The following is a 15,496-nucleotide window of genomic DNA, read 5'->3' as shown; positions in this document are numbered from 1 at the left end:
AAAACGTAAGTCCCGACGCGGCCGACTGTGACGGCCCCTGAATCAGGCTACGGAAAAGCGGTCCCGACGGGCAGGTCGGCTCCCGCAGAGCAGCACGGGTCGTCGTCGTTGTCAGTCCGAAAGGCCCGCCGGCGGGCCACCGGGAAGGTCACCGCGACCGTGTGACTCCGTGAACGCTGGGTCCGGGCCGACGGGGACGAGTCGCCTGGGGTTGAGGTCGCCGTGGGTCGTGTAGTAGTGTTCCTTGATGTGGGCCATGTTGACCGACTCGGCGACGCCCGGCAACTGGTACAGTTCGCGGGTGTGCCCCCACAGCTGTTCGTAGTCCGTGATGTGGCGGACGTTGCACTTGAAGTGGGTGTGGTACACCTCGTCGAATCGGACCAGCGTCGTGAACAGGCAGACGTCCGCGAGCGTCAGCCGGTCGCCGACGAGATAGCGCTGGTCGGCCAGCACCTCGTTCCAGTGGTCGAGGGCGTCGAACAGTTCGGTCACGGCGTTCTCGTGAGCGGACTGGCTCGCTGCGAACCCGGCCCGGTAGACACCGTTGTTGATGGGGTTGTAGATGTCTTCGATGACCGCGTCGATCTCCGACCGGAGTTCCGCTGGATAGAGGTCGACGCCGGTGGTCCCGACGTCGACCATCGCATCGGCGAACATCTTGATTATCTCCTCGGATTCGTTGTTCACGATGGTCTCCTCCTCGCGGTCCCAGAGCACGGGGACGGTCACGCGACCGGTGAAGGAGTCGTCGGCTGCAGTGTAGAGCTCCCGGAGGTAGTCCGCGCCCATAATCGAGTCCGGGGTGCAGTCGTCCTTCTCGGGCGTGAACTGCCAGCCGTCGGTATCGCGGTAGGGGTCCACGATGTCCATGGAGACGGCGTCCTCCAGTCCGAGTAGCCGCCGGACGATCATCGCACGGTGTGCCCAGGGGCACGCCCGGGAGGCGTACAGGTGGTAGCGGCCCGGCTCGGGCTGGAACCGGGCATCGTCGTCGGTAGCTATCCAGTCCCGGAAACTGGTCTCCTGTCGGTCGAACTCACCGTCGTCGTTGGTGCTCTCGTACGCGTCCTCGCGCCACTCGCCGTCGACGAGCATGTGCATGCGCTCCCTATCGGCCCGCGGGCATTAACGACTGCCGCAGGCCCCAGTCGACTTCCGGTATCGATAATACCGACCCGGCACACATTAAATTCCAATAGAATAGTAGTAATTATTATGTACTGTCGGCACAAAGTCCGACTCGAACATGGCTGTACTCAGAACACTCATCGGTGTCCTCATGCTCATCGTGCCGATGGTAGGATTCATCGTCCTCGCCATCTGAACCGCTCGCTCAGAACAGCCGGCTGCGCCGGTTACCGGGGGCTCCAGTCGCCCTGGAACATCACCCGAAGCCCTGCCCGTGAAGCGAGGTCTTCCAGCCGCGTTCGCTGTGCCTCGACGTCGCCACCAGTCCAGAGGTACGGCCCCGTGTCGAGTTCGACCGCTGGTCGCATCGGCTCCCCCGTCGGATGCGTGGGCTCGTAGTGGAGCACAGCCATGCCGTCGTCGGCCGGACAGTACGGCAGCGAGACCGACCGCGAGAGATGGTGGTGCTCGATGAGATAGTCGACGACCTGTGCCATCGTCCCTGCGACCGTCGAACTCCCGACCGCCCCCACCGAGGTTCGGTCCCTGAAGAACCGGGCAACGTACTCCCCATCACTGCCAGCCGACGCGGTGGCGACGGTCTGGACGCCCTTGGCAGTCTGGCTGGACTCGTCGTCGGATTCGTCGTCGGACCGGTCCGCCGATGCACCGCGCTGGTCTGGTTCCGAATCGTCGTCGCTATCGTCGGTCGGTGACGCACTCCGTTCCACACCAGTCGGTGCCGTCGACGGCTGTCTCGCACCCTCCTCGTCGTCGGGCTGGAACGACCGGGTCAGTCGTCTGACGAACTCGCGTGTCGCCGTCTCGATATCCGCGGCCGCCGCACCGTCGGTCGTCTCCAGCAGCTCCGCAACGAGGTCGTCGACGAGGTCCTCGCCAGCACCCGCCAGCCGCTCGGCCGCCGTCGCCCGTTCGGCCCGCGACCGGGACCGGGCGCGTTCGAGTGCGCTGGCACGGGTGAACCGTTCGAGGACGGTCGTGGTCTCGGGCAGTTCCGCCAGCGAACTCTCGACCCATTCGTCACGCCCGTCTCGTCGTCCGACGAACGCGAACTGCCGGCCGTTCGTGAGGACGCCCCAGCCCACCTCCATCTGGCGCATGGCGTCGAGGAGGGCCGTCCGCGCTTCGCCCTCGAGAGTGTCCTCGCAGGGCTCTGTGAGGACGAACACGGCGGGTCGGCCGTCCGCGAGCAGCGCGTAGTCGACCATGACGTCGGCCGTGGTGACCTCGTAGGCGGCTTCGACCTCTGGTGCTCTGACGTTCCAGCCGAGCGTCTCCAGGAACGGCTCGACCAGTCTGAGCTGGGTGTTTCGCATCCCCAGTTCCGACGAGGCCGCGAGCACCTCGCTCGCGTGTTCGACGTACTCGGTGAGTTCCGCGGGACCCATCGTCATCTCGTTCGTCGGTGACCCGCTTGTACTTTATCACACTCGAAACGAGCCAGACAGAATTGCCGAAAGCGAAAACGGCCATCAACTTAAAGAGGGACGGGTAAAGTCGCCGGTTTACCCGGTTTTCATTCGTGATAATCTCCGGTGTTGTTTTATATTCTGGTACCCACCGTTTCGAGCATATGCTGGGCCCGCTTCGTCGACTCATACCAAACTTTATTCGGAGAAGTTATGCGCTGAAATTCGGTATCGCGCTCCTCATAATGGGCCTGGCGGTCGGGGCGGTGGGGTTCGTCGCGACTGGCCAGATCACAGAGGAAGTAGAGAACAGCGTCAACGATAGACTCGAAGACCGTGCAGTGCAGGAAGCACGGAACTTGCGGCAATGGGACGAACGGAACATCGTCATCACACAGAACGTCGCCTGGAGTAGCGACGTAGAATCCGGAAACGAATCCGAGATAGACGCCCTTCTCGAGGGCCGGACGCAGGTGTTACAGTTCGAACGTGGCGTCCGGGACATGTACTACGTGAAGCTGCAATCCAACACGGTCACCGCCACCACGGCGAACCAGATGGAAGACGCAGCCCTCGGCCAGCTCCAGACGCCCTGGGCGAGTGAACTCGCGAGCAAGACCGCGGTCGACGGCGATTCCGGTGTCGTCTACAGCTCCTACACGGACCACGAGGGTACCACCGTCGTGGCGTACGCCTACCCGGTCAAAGCGAGCAGTGGCAGTGAGGTCATCATCACCACCGTCGACGTGACGAACTACGGCCAGACGATGGCCGCCGCCGACGGCGAGACCACGATGATCCTCGGGTCCGACAACAGCATCGTGTTCTCGAACAACGCGAACATCACCGGCGACGCCTACCCCGGTGCCAACTTCTACCAGCTCTCCCAGACCGGTCCCGGCGTCGAGCAGTTCGGCTCGGCCCCCAACCCGGTCGCGAGCACCGTCGGTGACCAGTACGCCGACGACGAGTACGTGACGAGTTACGCCAACGTCGAAGGCCGTGACATGGTCGTCACAGTGAGTGCGCCCACCTCGAACGTCTACGGCTTCGTCAACGACGTGAGTCAGTGGGGCCTCTACGCGACGCTCGCCGGCATGACGCTCATCGTCCTCGTCGGGACGGTCATCGGACGGAACACTGCGTCGGCCATCGACCGCCTCACCTCCAAGACGACCCAGATGGAGGAGGGCAACCTCAACGTCGACTTCGAGACCCACCGCATCGACAACATCGGCCGACTCTACAACGGGTTCGGTTCGATGCGCGACGCCCTCCGGGAACAGATCCAGGAGGCACGGGACGCCCGTGAGCAAGCAGAGCTCGCACGGGCCGAGGCGGAGCAGATGAACCGCCACCTGGAACGCAAGGCCGACGAGTACCGCGACGTGATGCAGCACGTCTCCGATGGGGACATGACCCAGCGGATGAACGCCGAGTCCGAGTCCGAGGCGATGGCCGACATCGCTCGCGAGTTCAACCACATGATCGGCGAGATCGAGGAGACCACCGCCCAGCTCAAGAACTTCGCGAACGAGGTCGCGACCTCCTCCGAGGAAGTTACGGCCTCCAGCGAGGAGGTCCGGTCCGCCTCCGAGCAGGTGACCGAATCCATCCAGGAGATTTCCGACGGTGCGGACCGCCAGAACGACAGCCTCCAGCGGGTCAGCCAGGAGATGTCCGGGCTCTCGACCACCATCGAGGAGATCGCATCCTCCTCGAACGAGGTGGCGGACCTGGCAGAACGGACGGCAGAGACCGGCCGCAGTGGTCGTGACGCGGCCCAGGAGGCAATCGACCGGATGCAGGAACTCGAGGACAACCGTGAGGTCGTCACCGACCAGATGGGTGACCTCGAGAACGAGATGGAGCAGATCGACGAGCTGATCGACTTCATCTCAGAGATCGCAGAGCAGACGAACATGCTCGCGCTGAACGCCAACATCGAGGCGGCACGCTCGGGCAGTTCCGGCGAAGGGTTCTCCGTCGTCGCACAGGAGGTCAAGGACCTGGCAGAGGAGACGAAGGACGCAGCCGAGGACATCGAGAAGCGCCTCGAGACCATCCAGTCGAAGACCCGCCAGTCCGTCCGCTCGGTCGAGGGCGCGAGCGAACAGATATCCGCGACGACCGACGCCGTCGAGGAGACCGTCACCGCACTCGACGAGATTGCCGGGTACGCGACCGAGACGAACACCGGTGTTCAGGAGATCTCGGCCGCGACCGAGGAACAGGCGGCCTCGACCGAAGAGGTCGTCGCGATGGTCGACGACGCCGCGACCATCTCCGAGGAGACGACCGCGGAGGCAGAGAACGTCGCCGCCGCAGCAGAGGAACAGACCACGGCACTCACCGAGGTCAGCAAGTCCGCGAGCGACCTCGCGAACCAGGCGTCCCGCCTGAGCGAGGCACTCGACCGCTTCGAGACGGACGTGGACGACGAGTACGAGTTCGGTACCGGCGAGGACCTCTTCGACGACGTGGAGACGCGTGACCCCGAAGACATCGAGGCCGCGGCGGAGGCAGTCGGCGAACTGACCACCGGTGATACGGACCTCGACCTCGACGACTCGGACTTCACTGCCGACCCGGAGCCCGAGACCGAGACCGAGACCGAGGCCGACGACGACGAACGGCCACTCGAGGAACCGATGGAAGCACAGTCCGACTCCCAGGGCGGTCTCGGCTCGCCGGCGACGTTCGGCGAGGAGACCACGCCCACCACGGACGCGGGTGCAGAGTCGGCATCCGAGGACGAGGAGTTCGCGCCGCTCGACGACGGGACCTTCTCGCCCATCGAGCAGGAGGGTGACGGCGACGCGCTCGGCGACCTCGACGACGTCGACGACGTCGACCCGGACGAGTACAGCCTCGATGCGGCTGCGACGCCGGCGGACGAGCCGACCGAGGACGCTGATGCAGCACCGACGCTCGACGAACCGGCCGACGCTGCCGGCGAGGCGGAACCGGTCGAGTCGGACCCGATTCCGGCGGACGAGGCAGACCCAGAACCCCTCGGGGAACCCGACACGGAAACGCTCGAGTCGAGCGACGAGGAGGAGGACGACTCGCCGGGCATCGCGTTCGGCGAGGAAGAACCCGAAGAAGCAGACGCGGCGGAGACCGAGGACGACCTCGACGCCGACATCGCACTCGGTGGCGACATCGCCGAGGAGGTGGATACGGACGCTGAATCCGCACTCGAAGCCGAGCCAGCTCCTGAAGCCGAGCCAGCACCCGCCGAGGACGACGATTCGGTTGACGACGCAGTCGTCGCCGGGGAACCGGTCGTTTCGGACGAGTCCGACGAGCCGGACCTGGACGACTCTGACGAGCCGGTGGACTACGAAGCAGACATCGACCTCGGTTCCGATGCCGCCGACGAGTTCGAAGGGTTCGAACCGTTCGACGGTGGCGACGAGACCGACGCCGCCGAGCCGGCCGTCGAGGACGAACCGGCTGTCGAGGACGAATCGACCGTCGATGACGAGGCAATCGAGGCCGAACCTGCCCCCGAAGCGGAGCGGGAAGCCGACACCGAACCAGTCGCCGACACCGGACTCGACGATTCGGGCGATGGCTGGGAGACCGTCGACACCGATGTGGTCGAGACCGACGCGGACCTCGACGAGTCCACCACCGGCGATGCCTGGGACACGACCACCGACACGGGTGGCTCCTGGGCAGCCGACGACGGCTTCGACGACGACACGGCCGACGCCGACTGGGACGCAGACGAGCCGGCGGACGGGGACCACTCGGGCGACCCCGAGTGGGAGCCCGACGAGCCGGCCGGTGCGAGCTGGGACACCGAGGAAGCCCCATCCGGCTGGGAGACCGAGGACGCCGCCGTCGAGGCCGACCCGGTCGAGGCTGACCCAGTCGATGACGACCCGGCGGACGCTGCTGCAGAGTCCGCCGAGGCTGACGACGAGTCCGACGCCGAGCCGACGACCGGCCTCTCCTTCGGTGCGGACGCCGAAGCGGCCGACGCGCAGGACACCGAGGAGATAGACCGCGAACTCGACGAAGCGCTCGATTTCGATGACGAATCGCTCGAAGAGTCCGGTGAGGACGACTCGGACGAGGCGGAGACGAAGGACGTCCCCGGCATGGAGGACATCGACTTCGGTGACGAGTCCGACGAGGAAGACCTGGACGTCGACGAGGAGGACGCCAACGAGGACGACATGTTCTCGTTCGCCCAGTCCGAACCGAACGACGACGAGTAACGCCGTCTTCTCCCGGTTACTTCGGTTCTTGTACGGTCTGCCCGGTGAGCGTCGCGAGCGCCTGGCAGCGAGTTCGGATGTGAGAGTGACCGCACCGCTGGTGAGACGAGGCGACCGAAGAACGGACAGGGGCGGGAGTTACTCCCGCTGGTAGATGCGGAGGCGACCGTCGAGGACGGAGAACGCCGACTTGAGCTGTGGCGGGATGGTCTCTGCCTTCCCGATGACGAGATAGCCGTCGGGGCGCAGTGACCGCGCGATGGTCTCGAGGATGGGCTGTTTGTACTCGTTGTCGATGTAGATGAACAGGTTCCGGCAGATGACCAGGTCGAAGCCGGACTTCGCGCCGTCGTTGATCAGGTCGTGCTTGGCGAAGGTGACCTTGCGCTTCACCCGGTCGGTCACCTCGAAGCGGTTCTCCTGTTTGTCCACGTAGGCGTGGAAGTTCGAGAGGAAGCCGAGCTGGTCCTCGATATCGACGGTCCGGGTGCTGCGGTAGACGCCCTCCTGTGCCGTCCGGAGGGCCTCGTCGTTGATGTCGGTCCCGTAGATGTGGAACTTCTCGGCATCGACCCGCGGGTCGTCCAGCGCGAGCATCGCCAGCGAGTACGGTTCACGACCGTCGGCACAGGCGGCGGACCACACGTGCACCCGGTCCTGTTCGGCCGAGAGGTCACGCAACACCGACCGAATCCCCTCCCAGACGTCCGGGTTCCGGAAGAAGCCCGTGACGTTGATCGAGAGCGCGTCGAGCAGTTCCTTGGGCTCATCCCCGTCCTCCTTGAGGATGTCGAGGTATTCGTCGTAGCCGGCTGCGCCGGTCCGGCGCATCCGCGAGGAGAGCCGCCGCTTCAGGTAGCTGTCGTTGTAATGACTGGTCGCGAACCCGATCTGGTCTTCGACGTAGTGGGCGACTCGGAGGAAAGACTCCTCCTCCGTCACAGTTCCTCCACCGCGTGCTCGCTGTCGGCAGTCCGGATTCGGAGCGTTCCGGTCTGCACGTCGAACTCGACGGTCCGGCCGCGCTGGCCGCCGACGTCCTCCGCGATGATGGGGACGCCGAGCTTCTCGAGTTCCTCCTTGGCCGCGGCGACGTTCCGCTTGCCGACGCCCTCACCGAAGGACTCGAACTGGAACATGTCGCTCCCGCCCGCTATCTTCGCTTCGACCGAGGTGTAGGCCGCACCCTTCTCGACCATCCGGCGGAGCATCGCGCGGATGGCCGTATCGGCGTACTTGCCGGGCTGCGTGTCGGCCCCGTCGGCGGCGTCGCCGTCGGGGAGCATGACGTGTGCCAGCCCGCCGATTCGGGTGTCAGGGTCGTAGAGGGCGATGGCCAGACAGGAGCCGAGCCCGTAGGACTTGAGCGTGTCCTCCGACTCCTTGCCCCTGACGACGAACTCCGAGATGCCGACCTGGACCGGCTCTGGCGCGCCTGGTTCACTTCCGTACGTCTTCATGTGTTCTCCACTTCATCTATCGGGAAGTCTGCTTTCGTCTCGGCGTCTGCGATGCGCTCGATGTCGAGGTTGTTGAGCGCCCGTTCGAGGTCCTCCTCGTCCGGGATGGCGTAGATGGAACAGTCGAACTCGCGGTCGTCGGCCTTGATGACCGTGTCGAAGACGAACGCGAAGTCCTGGTTCTCGCCGAGCTGGATGATGACCGGGTCGATGACCGCCGCGCCGAAGTCGTGGATGTACTGCGGCGGCGAGTGGTCGATGGTCGTGTCCAGCACGTTCGCCCAGCCGTCGATGAAGCCCGACGCCATGATGTTCCCGAGCTCCTTGATGGCGCTCTTGCCGAGGTCACCGAACTCGTCGTCCGGCGGGTTCGGCACGGTCGCCTCGACGACCTCGCGGGCCGAGCGCTCGTCGAACAGGAACAGCAGGTACCCGGAGGGGGTGCCGTCGAGTTCGTGCGCCACGCCGACGAGCATCTCGTCGTCGATCTCCTGGGGAATCGCCTCAAGCGAGGCGAACTTCAGGCGACGGATCTTCACGCTCGTCTCGATACCTGTGAGCGTCGTGATGTTCGAGGCGACCTCTTTCGCCCCTTGCTGGGCCATCTCGTCGAAGCCGGCGAGCTTGTCGTACTCGATACCCCGGCTGTCGGGGTCGCCGTGCTGTTCGAGGATATCCGCCATCGACTCCCGCTCGGGGAACAGGTAGTGCTTGAACCCGATTTCGGTGTCGACCGCCTCGATCTGACTCTGGAACAACAGCGCGAGGTCGCCCTCGTCGGGTGCTGCCTCGAGGTCGCCGAGGAACGGTTCCGCGGTCGTCCCCTCGACGAACTCCGGCGTCGACACGTCGATGACGGTCCCGAGTACGTCCGCCCAGCCGTCGATGAACCCGGCGTTCATGATCTGGCCGACCTCGGTCATCGCCGAGCGGTTCATGTCGTTGAACTCGTCGGCGTCGGATTCGCCGACCAGCGTCTTGACGATGCTGAGGGCGGCGTCGCGCTCGAAGATGATAATCGAGTGCCCGTCGAGCCCGCCGGAGAGTTCGACGCGGATGCCCACCTTGGGCACGTCGTCCTCGAACTCCGTCCGGATCTCCGAGCCGCGCATGAAGTTCAGCTTCGTGACGCCGACGCGGGTGTCCACGTCGGTCATGCGCGTCAGGCGACCCGCGGCGAGACCGGCACCTTCCCGAGCCATATCGTAGAAGGTCCCGAGTGCGGTGATGTCCAGTTTCATGTGGGCCTGGCTTCGATATTGTTGACCATCTCCACGAACTCTTCGAGGTTCGGGAAGGCGTAGATCTCGGCGTTGATGTCGTAACTCGGCACCGTCAGGTTGGAGTCGAAGAACAGTGCGAGGTCCTCGCCGCCGAGGCCCGCGGTCCGTTCGACGATCTCACCGGCCGGTGCGTACACCAGTTGTGGTGTCGCGATATCGATGGTGCGGCCGAGCACGTCCGCCCAGCCGTCGATGAAGCCCGACGCCATCATGTTGCCGAGCTCTTCGACGGCCGAGCGAGCCATCTCGCCCGACACCTGTGACATGTCGTCGACCATGTCCGAGAGCATGAGCGCGGTGATCTTCTTCGCGCTCGACTCGGGGAACAGGATGAGGATGTGCCCGTGCGGGGGCTCCATCAGGCGCACCCTGACGCCGACACGTTTGCCGGCGTCCAGTTGCTTCTTGATGTCCTGGATGTCGATGAAGTTCGTCTTTGTCACCTCCATCCGGGCATCCTCGCCTGTCAGTTTACTCATGTTGTCGGCGACCCCGTTGGTCCCGACCTTCGCCATCTCGTTGATGAAACTCAGCTTCCGAATGTCGACCATCAAACTCATGATTGCCTCCTGTGGTTTCGTCCGTTCATAGTGTCTTCACATCCAGGATGTTCACGACTTCACCTTCGCCGAGCACCGTCGCCCCGCTCAGGCCGGGGATGCCGCCGAGGACGCCCTCGAAGGGCTTGACGACGACCTCCTGTTGCCCACGAACCTCGTCGCAGTGGATCGCGAGCGGTCTGACGCCGCTCCGGATGCGCAGGTACATCCCCGTGCCGTTACGGGGGGTCCCGGGCGTCCCGAGGGCTTCGTTCAGGCGGACAAGCGGGAGCGTCTCGTCGCCATCGACGATGACCTCCTGTCCGTCCTCCTCACGCACGTCGACCGCAGGGCCGATGTCACGCACGACCTTGACCGGCACGCCGAACTCCTCGTCACCGGACTCCACGAACAGGACGTCCGCGATAGCGACGGTGACGGGGAGCAGCATCCGGATGGTGGTGCCTTCGCCCCGCTCCGACTCGACGGACACCGTGCCGTCGAGGTCGTTGACGGTGCTCTTGACGACGTCCATCCCCACACCGCGGCCGGAGACGTCGGTGACCTCCGGTGCCGTCGACAGCCCGGGGTGGAAGATGAGCTCGTACGCCTCCGAGTCCGGAAGCGTCGCTGCTTCCTCCTCGGTGAGGATACCCTCCTCGACGGCCTCCTCGCGGAGGCGGTCGGGGTCGAGCCCGCGTCCGTCGTCTTCGACTTCGATGACGACCTGATCGCGGGCGCGTTCGACTCGCAAGGTGACCTGCCCTTCGGAGGGCTTGTCGAGTTCCTCGCGTTCGTCGGGCGATTCGATACCGTGGTCGACCGCGTTGCGAACGATGTGGACCAGCGGGTCCGAGATCTGGTCGAGGATGGAGCGGTCGACCTCGACCGACTCACCCTCCATCTCGAACGCGACCTGCTTGTCCTGTTCGCGGGAGATGTCGCGGACCACGCGCGGGAGCGTGTTCACGACCATCTTCACCGGCACGAGCCGGACGTCCATCACGGTGTCCTGAAGTTCACCGGTGAGGTCCTCCAGCTCGTCCAGTTCGTCGTCGAGTTCGGCGGGGTCGGCCCCCTCCTCGACGGTGCGGCGCAGGCGAACGCGGCTGGTGACCAGCCCCTCGACGAGGTTCAGCAGGCGGTCGACCTGGTCGACGTCGACGCGGATGGACTGTATCTCGCCTTCCGTGTCTGAATCGTCGTCCTCGTCGCCGAGGGTCTGGATGTCGACCTCGTACGCCGAGCCGTCGACGACCGGGCCGCTCGTCGCGGTGTCGTCGGGCTCGTCCCCACCGGCTTCGTCTGCCGTCGAGTCGGCGGGTGGTTCGTCGAAGTCACCGTAGTCGAGACCCGAGTCGTCCAGCCCACCGAAGCTACCGGAGTCGGTGACGCTGTCGGTCCCCGAGTCGAAATCACTGCTTCCAATCGCGTCGAAATCACCGGTCTCGACCGTCGTCTCGGTGGCCGCCTGTGCCTCCTCTTCGTCGAGTTCGAACTCGCCGACCTCGACGTCGTCGAGGTCGAGGTCCGAGCGGGCACGGGCGCGCTCGAGGGGCGTAAGCTCCTCGTCGTCGGTCGGTTGCGCGGTGTCCGATTCGTCGGGTTCCACGTCGGAATCGGCCGAGTCGTCGACCGTCGTGTCACCGTCGACCGAGGGGTCGTCCCCGACCGCGTCGATGGAATCGAGGCCCTCGGCGTCGTCGGTGGCGGTCGCGTCGGCGGTCGCGTCGGCGGTCGCATCGGCGGTGGCTGCGGACGGTTCCGACGGGTCCGCGGCGTCGAGGTTGAAGTCGTCCAGTCCGTCGTCCTCGAAGCCGCCGACGTCGACAGAGCCGGTGTCGAAGTCCTCGACCCCGTCGAAGCCGTCCAGCTCGTCGTCGGCATCGGTGGGCTCGGAGACGTCCTCGGCCTCAGCAGCCTCGGAACCGTCGTCGACCTCGGCGGCCTCCGCGGCCTGGGCCGGTTCGACCGTCTCTTCGGCGTCGTCGAACCCATCGAAGTCGTCCGAGTCCCCGGTGTCGTCGGCGTCGACTTCGTCGGTGTCGGCCGATGTCTCGACCTCGACCTCCTCGACGTCGACCTCCTCGACCTCGACGGCGTCCGCGTCCACTGCAGCGTCCGCCGCCTCGATCGCGTTGTCGGTCTCCTCGGACTCCACGTCCGGCTCGACCGGCGTCGCGTCGATGTCGGTCTCTCCTGCGTCGGGGTCGGCGTCCGAGTCCGCAGTGTCGGCGTCTGCCGATACCGAATCCTCGACGTCCGTATCGAGTGCAGGCTCGACGTCCGGTTCGGACTCGGTCGCCTCCGCGTCCGGCTCGTCGGCCACCGTCTCGGACACGTCGGCCACGTCGGCTTCGGTGTCGGAGAACGCGTCCGCGAGGTCGTCCTCGGGTTCCGAGGCGACGTCAGCGAACGTATCGGCCACCGCCGGTTCAGTGTCCTCAGACTCGTCCGTGTCGGTATCGAGGTCGTCGCCGAAGTCCAGGTCGAGGTCCTCCGACTCGGCCGTGTCGGCCGAGTCGTCGGCGTCCTCGAACCCGGAGACCTCGTCGTCGCCGACGAGGTCCGCCATGCTGACCTCGTCCTGGCCACTGCTGACCGCGGATTCGCCCTGCGAGAAGAAGTCGTCGTCTCGCTCCTCGAAGTCGTCTCCGAGGAGTTCGTCGAAGCCGACCTCCTCCTCGTCGGAGTACTCGTCGAACTCCAGTTCGGCGAGTTCGTCCTGCAGTTCGTCGAAGCCGACCGGGTCGACCTCCTGTTTGAGTTCCGCGAAGGTCGCAGCCGCATCGTCGACCTCCTCGTCGGGGTCTTCGGCTGGCGCTGGGTCGGATTCGGTGGCGGTCTCGGGCGCGCTGGGTTCCTCGACGTCGCGGCCCGCTTCGCCAGCGGGTTCCGCGACGCTGTCACCGTCATCGGCGAGGTCGTCGCCGAAGTCGATGTCGTCGAAGGAGCCGGCGTCGCCCAGGTCGTCGAACCCGGAGACGTCGTCCATCTCCTCGACCATCGCGTCGAGGTCGTCGTACTCGTCGAACTCGGACAGGAGGTCGTCGACCGACATGTCCTGTGCGGCCGAGGAGTCGATGTCCGAGCCCGGGTCCTCCTCGAAGAGGTCGTCGAACTCGTCCTCGATGACGCCTTCCTCGACGCGTGACGCCTCGTAGCGCTCGGTCACCTCCGTGATGCGGTCGTCCGCGACCGCATCGACGGGTTCGAGTGCGGCAGAGATGGCCGCCTCGCCGACGGCGCTGCCGAACACCGCGTCGACCGTCCCATCGTACTCGCCCGCGGCGAGTGTTTCCTCCTCGGGGACGGTACCGAGGAGGTCGAACGCGTCTGCGAGCGCCTTCACGACCAGTCGGCCGTTCTGTCGCTCGTCGTTCTCCTCGATGGCGAGTCTGACGTGGTAGACGTCGTGGTTCTCGTCCGTGAGGTCTCTCGCCGCCTCGACTGCCTCGTCGAGGGCCGCATCGCCCGGGTCCGTGATCGTCGGGATACCCGTCTCGGCCTCTTTGACCGCTCGAAGGGTGTCGATGGTCTCGGACGCATCCGTCCGTATCTCACCGTAGGCACGGATGTCGTCCAGCATCGTCTCGAGTTCGTCGACGCCGGCGAATATCACGTCCATGAGCTCCGGCGTGACCTCGACGTGTCCGGACCGGACCGCTTCGAGGAGGTCCTCTGTCGCGTGTGCGAGGTTCGATGCATCCTCGAACCCCATGGCACCCGCGTTTCCTTTGAGGGTGTGAGCCATCCGGAAGATGCGGCCCATCGCCTCGTCGTCGTCGGGGGAGCGCTCGAGCTCGAGGAGCGCGTTGTTCAGTTCCGTGATGTTCTCTTCGGACTCCTGAACGAAGTCCCTGAGGTACTCATCCATGGGTCTGTGCCTCCTGGCTGAATACGGAACAGATGCCCTCGGGGATATCCGTCGCCGGGAGCACCTGGTCGACACACCCGGTCTCGATAGCCTTCTTCGGGATACCGAAGACCGGGCTCGATGCTTCGTCCTGGGCGATGGTCGCGCCGCCAGCTTCCTTGATGGCCGCGATGCCGGCCGCGCCGTCCTTGCCCATCCCGGTGAGCGTGACGCCACAGAGTGGGTCCGAGACGCGCTCGGCGGCCGTCTCCATGGTCACGTCGATGGCGGGGCGAACCCCGTGGCGGCGCTCGTCCTGGGTGAGCCGGATGCGAACGTTCCCGGCCACGTTCGAGACCACCTCCATGTGGTAGTCCCCGCGTGCGATTGCGATGTCGCCGTCGCGCAGGCGAAGCCCGTCGGTCGCTTCGTAGACGTCGTAGTTCGACAGGCTGTCGAGGCGGGCAGCGAGGCGGTCGGTGAACGACGCGGGCATGTGCTGGACGACCAGCACCTTCGCGCCGAGTGCGACCGGGAGGCTCGTGACGATCTGTTCGACGATCTTCGGACCGCCCGTCGATGCGCCGATGACGATGGTCGGATGCTTGACGTACGGCCCGCTGGCCGTCGTCCCGCTCTCCCCACCCGTGTCGTGGGTGGGCCACGCGCCCTCGTCCGTAGATCCGGCCGTCGCGGTGGCTGTGGCGCGGGGCTCGGTCATCGAGGTCGCGTCGACACCCTCGACCGCACGGACCTTCTCGACGAGCCGGTCCGCGAGGCTCGCGATGTTCGGCGACACCTCACCGCTCGGTTTGGCGAGGAAGTCGACCGCGCCCTTATCGAGTGCCTCGAACGTCTCGTCTGCACCCTTGCTCGTATGTGCGCTGAGCATGAGGATAGGGGTGGGGTTCGTCGCCATGATCTCGGTGACGGCGTCGATGCCGTTCATGCCGGGCATCTGGACGTCCATCGTGACGATGTCGGGGTCGTGTTCGGCGACCGCTGCTACTGCTTTCTTGCCGTTGCTGGCGCTGTAGACCTCGTACCCGTTGTCCGCGAGGATGTTGCCGATGACCGTTCGCATGAACTGCGAATCGTCGACAACCAGCACGCTCGTCATGCAGGGACGACGTCTTTCAGCGCTTTGCGAACGCTGGGTTCTTCGAATGGTTTGGTCACGTAGCCATCGGCACCGGCTTTGACCGCGAGCTTCATCTTCTCGCGCTGGCCGACCGATGTGCACATGATGACACGTGAACTCGGGTCCAGCTTCTTGATGGCGGCTGTCGCCTTGATACCGTTACATTTCGGCATCACGATGTCCATCATCACGATGTCCGGATTCTCTTCTTTGTACAGTTTGACCGCTTCGGCCCCGTTGGACGCCTCTCCTACGATATCGTACTCGTCCTCCAGAATCTGCCTGAGGAGGTTCCGCATAAAATGAGAGTCGTCCACGATGAGCACCCCTGTCGACATTCAGTTAATACACCAAGCCACGGTAGACGAAGCGTAGACATAAATGCTGTTGCCCCGTTATCAGCGGCGATAATCAGTAGAACGGA

Annotated in this window: 9 protein-coding genes and 1 pseudogene; 1 reads left to right on the top strand and 9 read right to left on the bottom strand. The window is 65.2% G+C overall.

Going from position 1 to position 15,496, the window contains the following annotated elements; translation table 11 throughout:
* Positions 1 to 111: 111 nt before the first annotated feature.
* Both ACSC1S_RS06770 and ACSC1S_RS06765 read right to left on the bottom strand, forming a co-directional pair.
* Positions 112 to 1,104, bottom strand: coding sequence for a glutathione S-transferase family protein (locus ACSC1S_RS06770; RefSeq protein WP_435363686.1), 993 nt, complete (start codon positions 1,102 to 1,104; stop codon positions 112 to 114).
* A gap of 254 nt (positions 1,105 to 1,358) precedes the next feature.
* Positions 1,359 to 2,546 (bottom strand): hypothetical protein, encoded by a 1,188-nt coding sequence (locus tag ACSC1S_RS06765; RefSeq protein WP_435363685.1) that lies wholly within the window; start codon positions 2,544 to 2,546, stop codon positions 1,359 to 1,361.
* A 962-nt stretch (positions 2,547 to 3,508) separates the two neighbouring features.
* Between ACSC1S_RS06765 and ACSC1S_RS06760 the strand changes: the two are divergent.
* A pseudogene (locus tag ACSC1S_RS06760) lies at positions 3,509 to 4,999 on the top strand (methyl-accepting chemotaxis protein); the annotation flags it as partial.
* Positions 5,000 to 6,931: 1,932 nt separating this feature from the next.
* Here ACSC1S_RS06760 and ACSC1S_RS06755 read toward each other — a convergent pair.
* Genes ACSC1S_RS06755 through cheY form a run of 7 tightly spaced genes read right to left on the bottom strand, consistent with a single transcriptional unit; the run spans position 6,932 to position 15,410 of the window.
* Complete coding sequence (locus ACSC1S_RS06755; protein WP_435363684.1) at positions 6,932 to 7,735, bottom strand: CheR family methyltransferase; 804 nt, start codon at positions 7,733 to 7,735, stop codon at positions 6,932 to 6,934.
* Positions 7,732 to 8,253: a chemotaxis protein CheD gene (locus ACSC1S_RS06750; RefSeq protein WP_261651037.1), complete on the bottom strand. Its 522-nt coding sequence runs from the start codon at positions 8,251 to 8,253 to the stop codon at positions 7,732 to 7,734. Before ACSC1S_RS06750 ends, ACSC1S_RS06755 begins: the two co-directional genes overlap by 4 nt.
* Positions 8,250 to 9,494 (bottom strand): chemotaxis protein CheC, encoded by a 1,245-nt coding sequence (locus tag ACSC1S_RS06745; protein ID WP_435318105.1) that lies wholly within the window; start codon positions 9,492 to 9,494, stop codon positions 8,250 to 8,252. The genes ACSC1S_RS06750 and ACSC1S_RS06745 overlap by 4 nt, the downstream gene beginning before the upstream one ends.
* Positions 9,491 to 10,096 (bottom strand): chemotaxis protein CheC, encoded by a 606-nt coding sequence (locus tag ACSC1S_RS06740; RefSeq protein WP_368408714.1) that lies wholly within the window; start codon positions 10,094 to 10,096, stop codon positions 9,491 to 9,493. Before ACSC1S_RS06740 ends, ACSC1S_RS06745 begins: the two co-directional genes overlap by 4 nt.
* A gap of 25 nt (positions 10,097 to 10,121) precedes the next feature.
* Entirely contained in the window at positions 10,122 to 13,952 is a 3,831-nt protein-coding gene (locus ACSC1S_RS06735) for a chemotaxis protein CheA (RefSeq protein ID WP_435363683.1), read from the bottom strand.
* Positions 13,945 to 15,051 (bottom strand): chemotaxis-specific protein-glutamate methyltransferase CheB, encoded by a 1,107-nt coding sequence (cheB, locus tag ACSC1S_RS06730; RefSeq protein ID WP_435363682.1) that lies wholly within the window; start codon positions 15,049 to 15,051, stop codon positions 13,945 to 13,947. Before cheB ends, ACSC1S_RS06735 begins: the two co-directional genes overlap by 8 nt.
* On the bottom strand, positions 15,048 to 15,410 hold the full coding sequence (cheY, locus tag ACSC1S_RS06725; RefSeq protein WP_089733104.1) for a chemotaxis protein CheY: 363 nt from the start codon (positions 15,408 to 15,410) through the stop codon (positions 15,048 to 15,050). The genes cheB and cheY overlap by 4 nt, the downstream gene beginning before the upstream one ends.
* Between the last annotated feature and the right edge of the window lie 86 nt (positions 15,411 to 15,496).

Source organism: Haloarchaeobius pelagicus (assembly GCF_051207375.1).
Taxonomy (GTDB): Archaea; Halobacteriota; Halobacteria; order Halobacteriales; family Natrialbaceae; genus Haloarchaeobius.
This window is presented reverse-complemented; position numbering and strand designations above follow the sequence as displayed.

Excerpts from the sequence above, each read along its gene's own strand:
- ACSC1S_RS06750 (WP_261651037.1), bottom strand. The coding sequence starts at position 8,253 with ATGAAGACGTACGGAAGTGAACCAGGCGCGCCAGAGCCGGTCCAGGTC.
- ACSC1S_RS06765 (WP_435363685.1), bottom strand. The coding sequence starts at position 2,546 with ATGACGATGGGTCCCGCGGAACTCACCGAGTACGTCGAACACGCGAGC.
- ACSC1S_RS06740 (WP_368408714.1), bottom strand. The coding sequence starts at position 10,096 with ATGAGTTTGATGGTCGACATTCGGAAGCTGAGTTTCATCAACGAGATG.
- cheB (WP_435363682.1), bottom strand. The coding sequence starts at position 15,051 with ATGACGAGCGTGCTGGTTGTCGACGATTCGCAGTTCATGCGAACGGTC.
- ACSC1S_RS06770 (WP_435363686.1), bottom strand. The coding sequence starts at position 1,104 with ATGCACATGCTCGTCGACGGCGAGTGGCGCGAGGACGCGTACGAGAGC.
- ACSC1S_RS06735 (WP_435363683.1), bottom strand. The coding sequence starts at position 13,952 with ATGGATGAGTACCTCAGGGACTTCGTTCAGGAGTCCGAAGAGAACATC.
- ACSC1S_RS06745 (WP_435318105.1), bottom strand. The coding sequence starts at position 9,494 with ATGAAACTGGACATCACCGCACTCGGGACCTTCTACGATATGGCTCGG.
- cheY (WP_089733104.1), bottom strand. The coding sequence starts at position 15,410 with ATGTCGACAGGGGTGCTCATCGTGGACGACTCTCATTTTATGCGGAAC.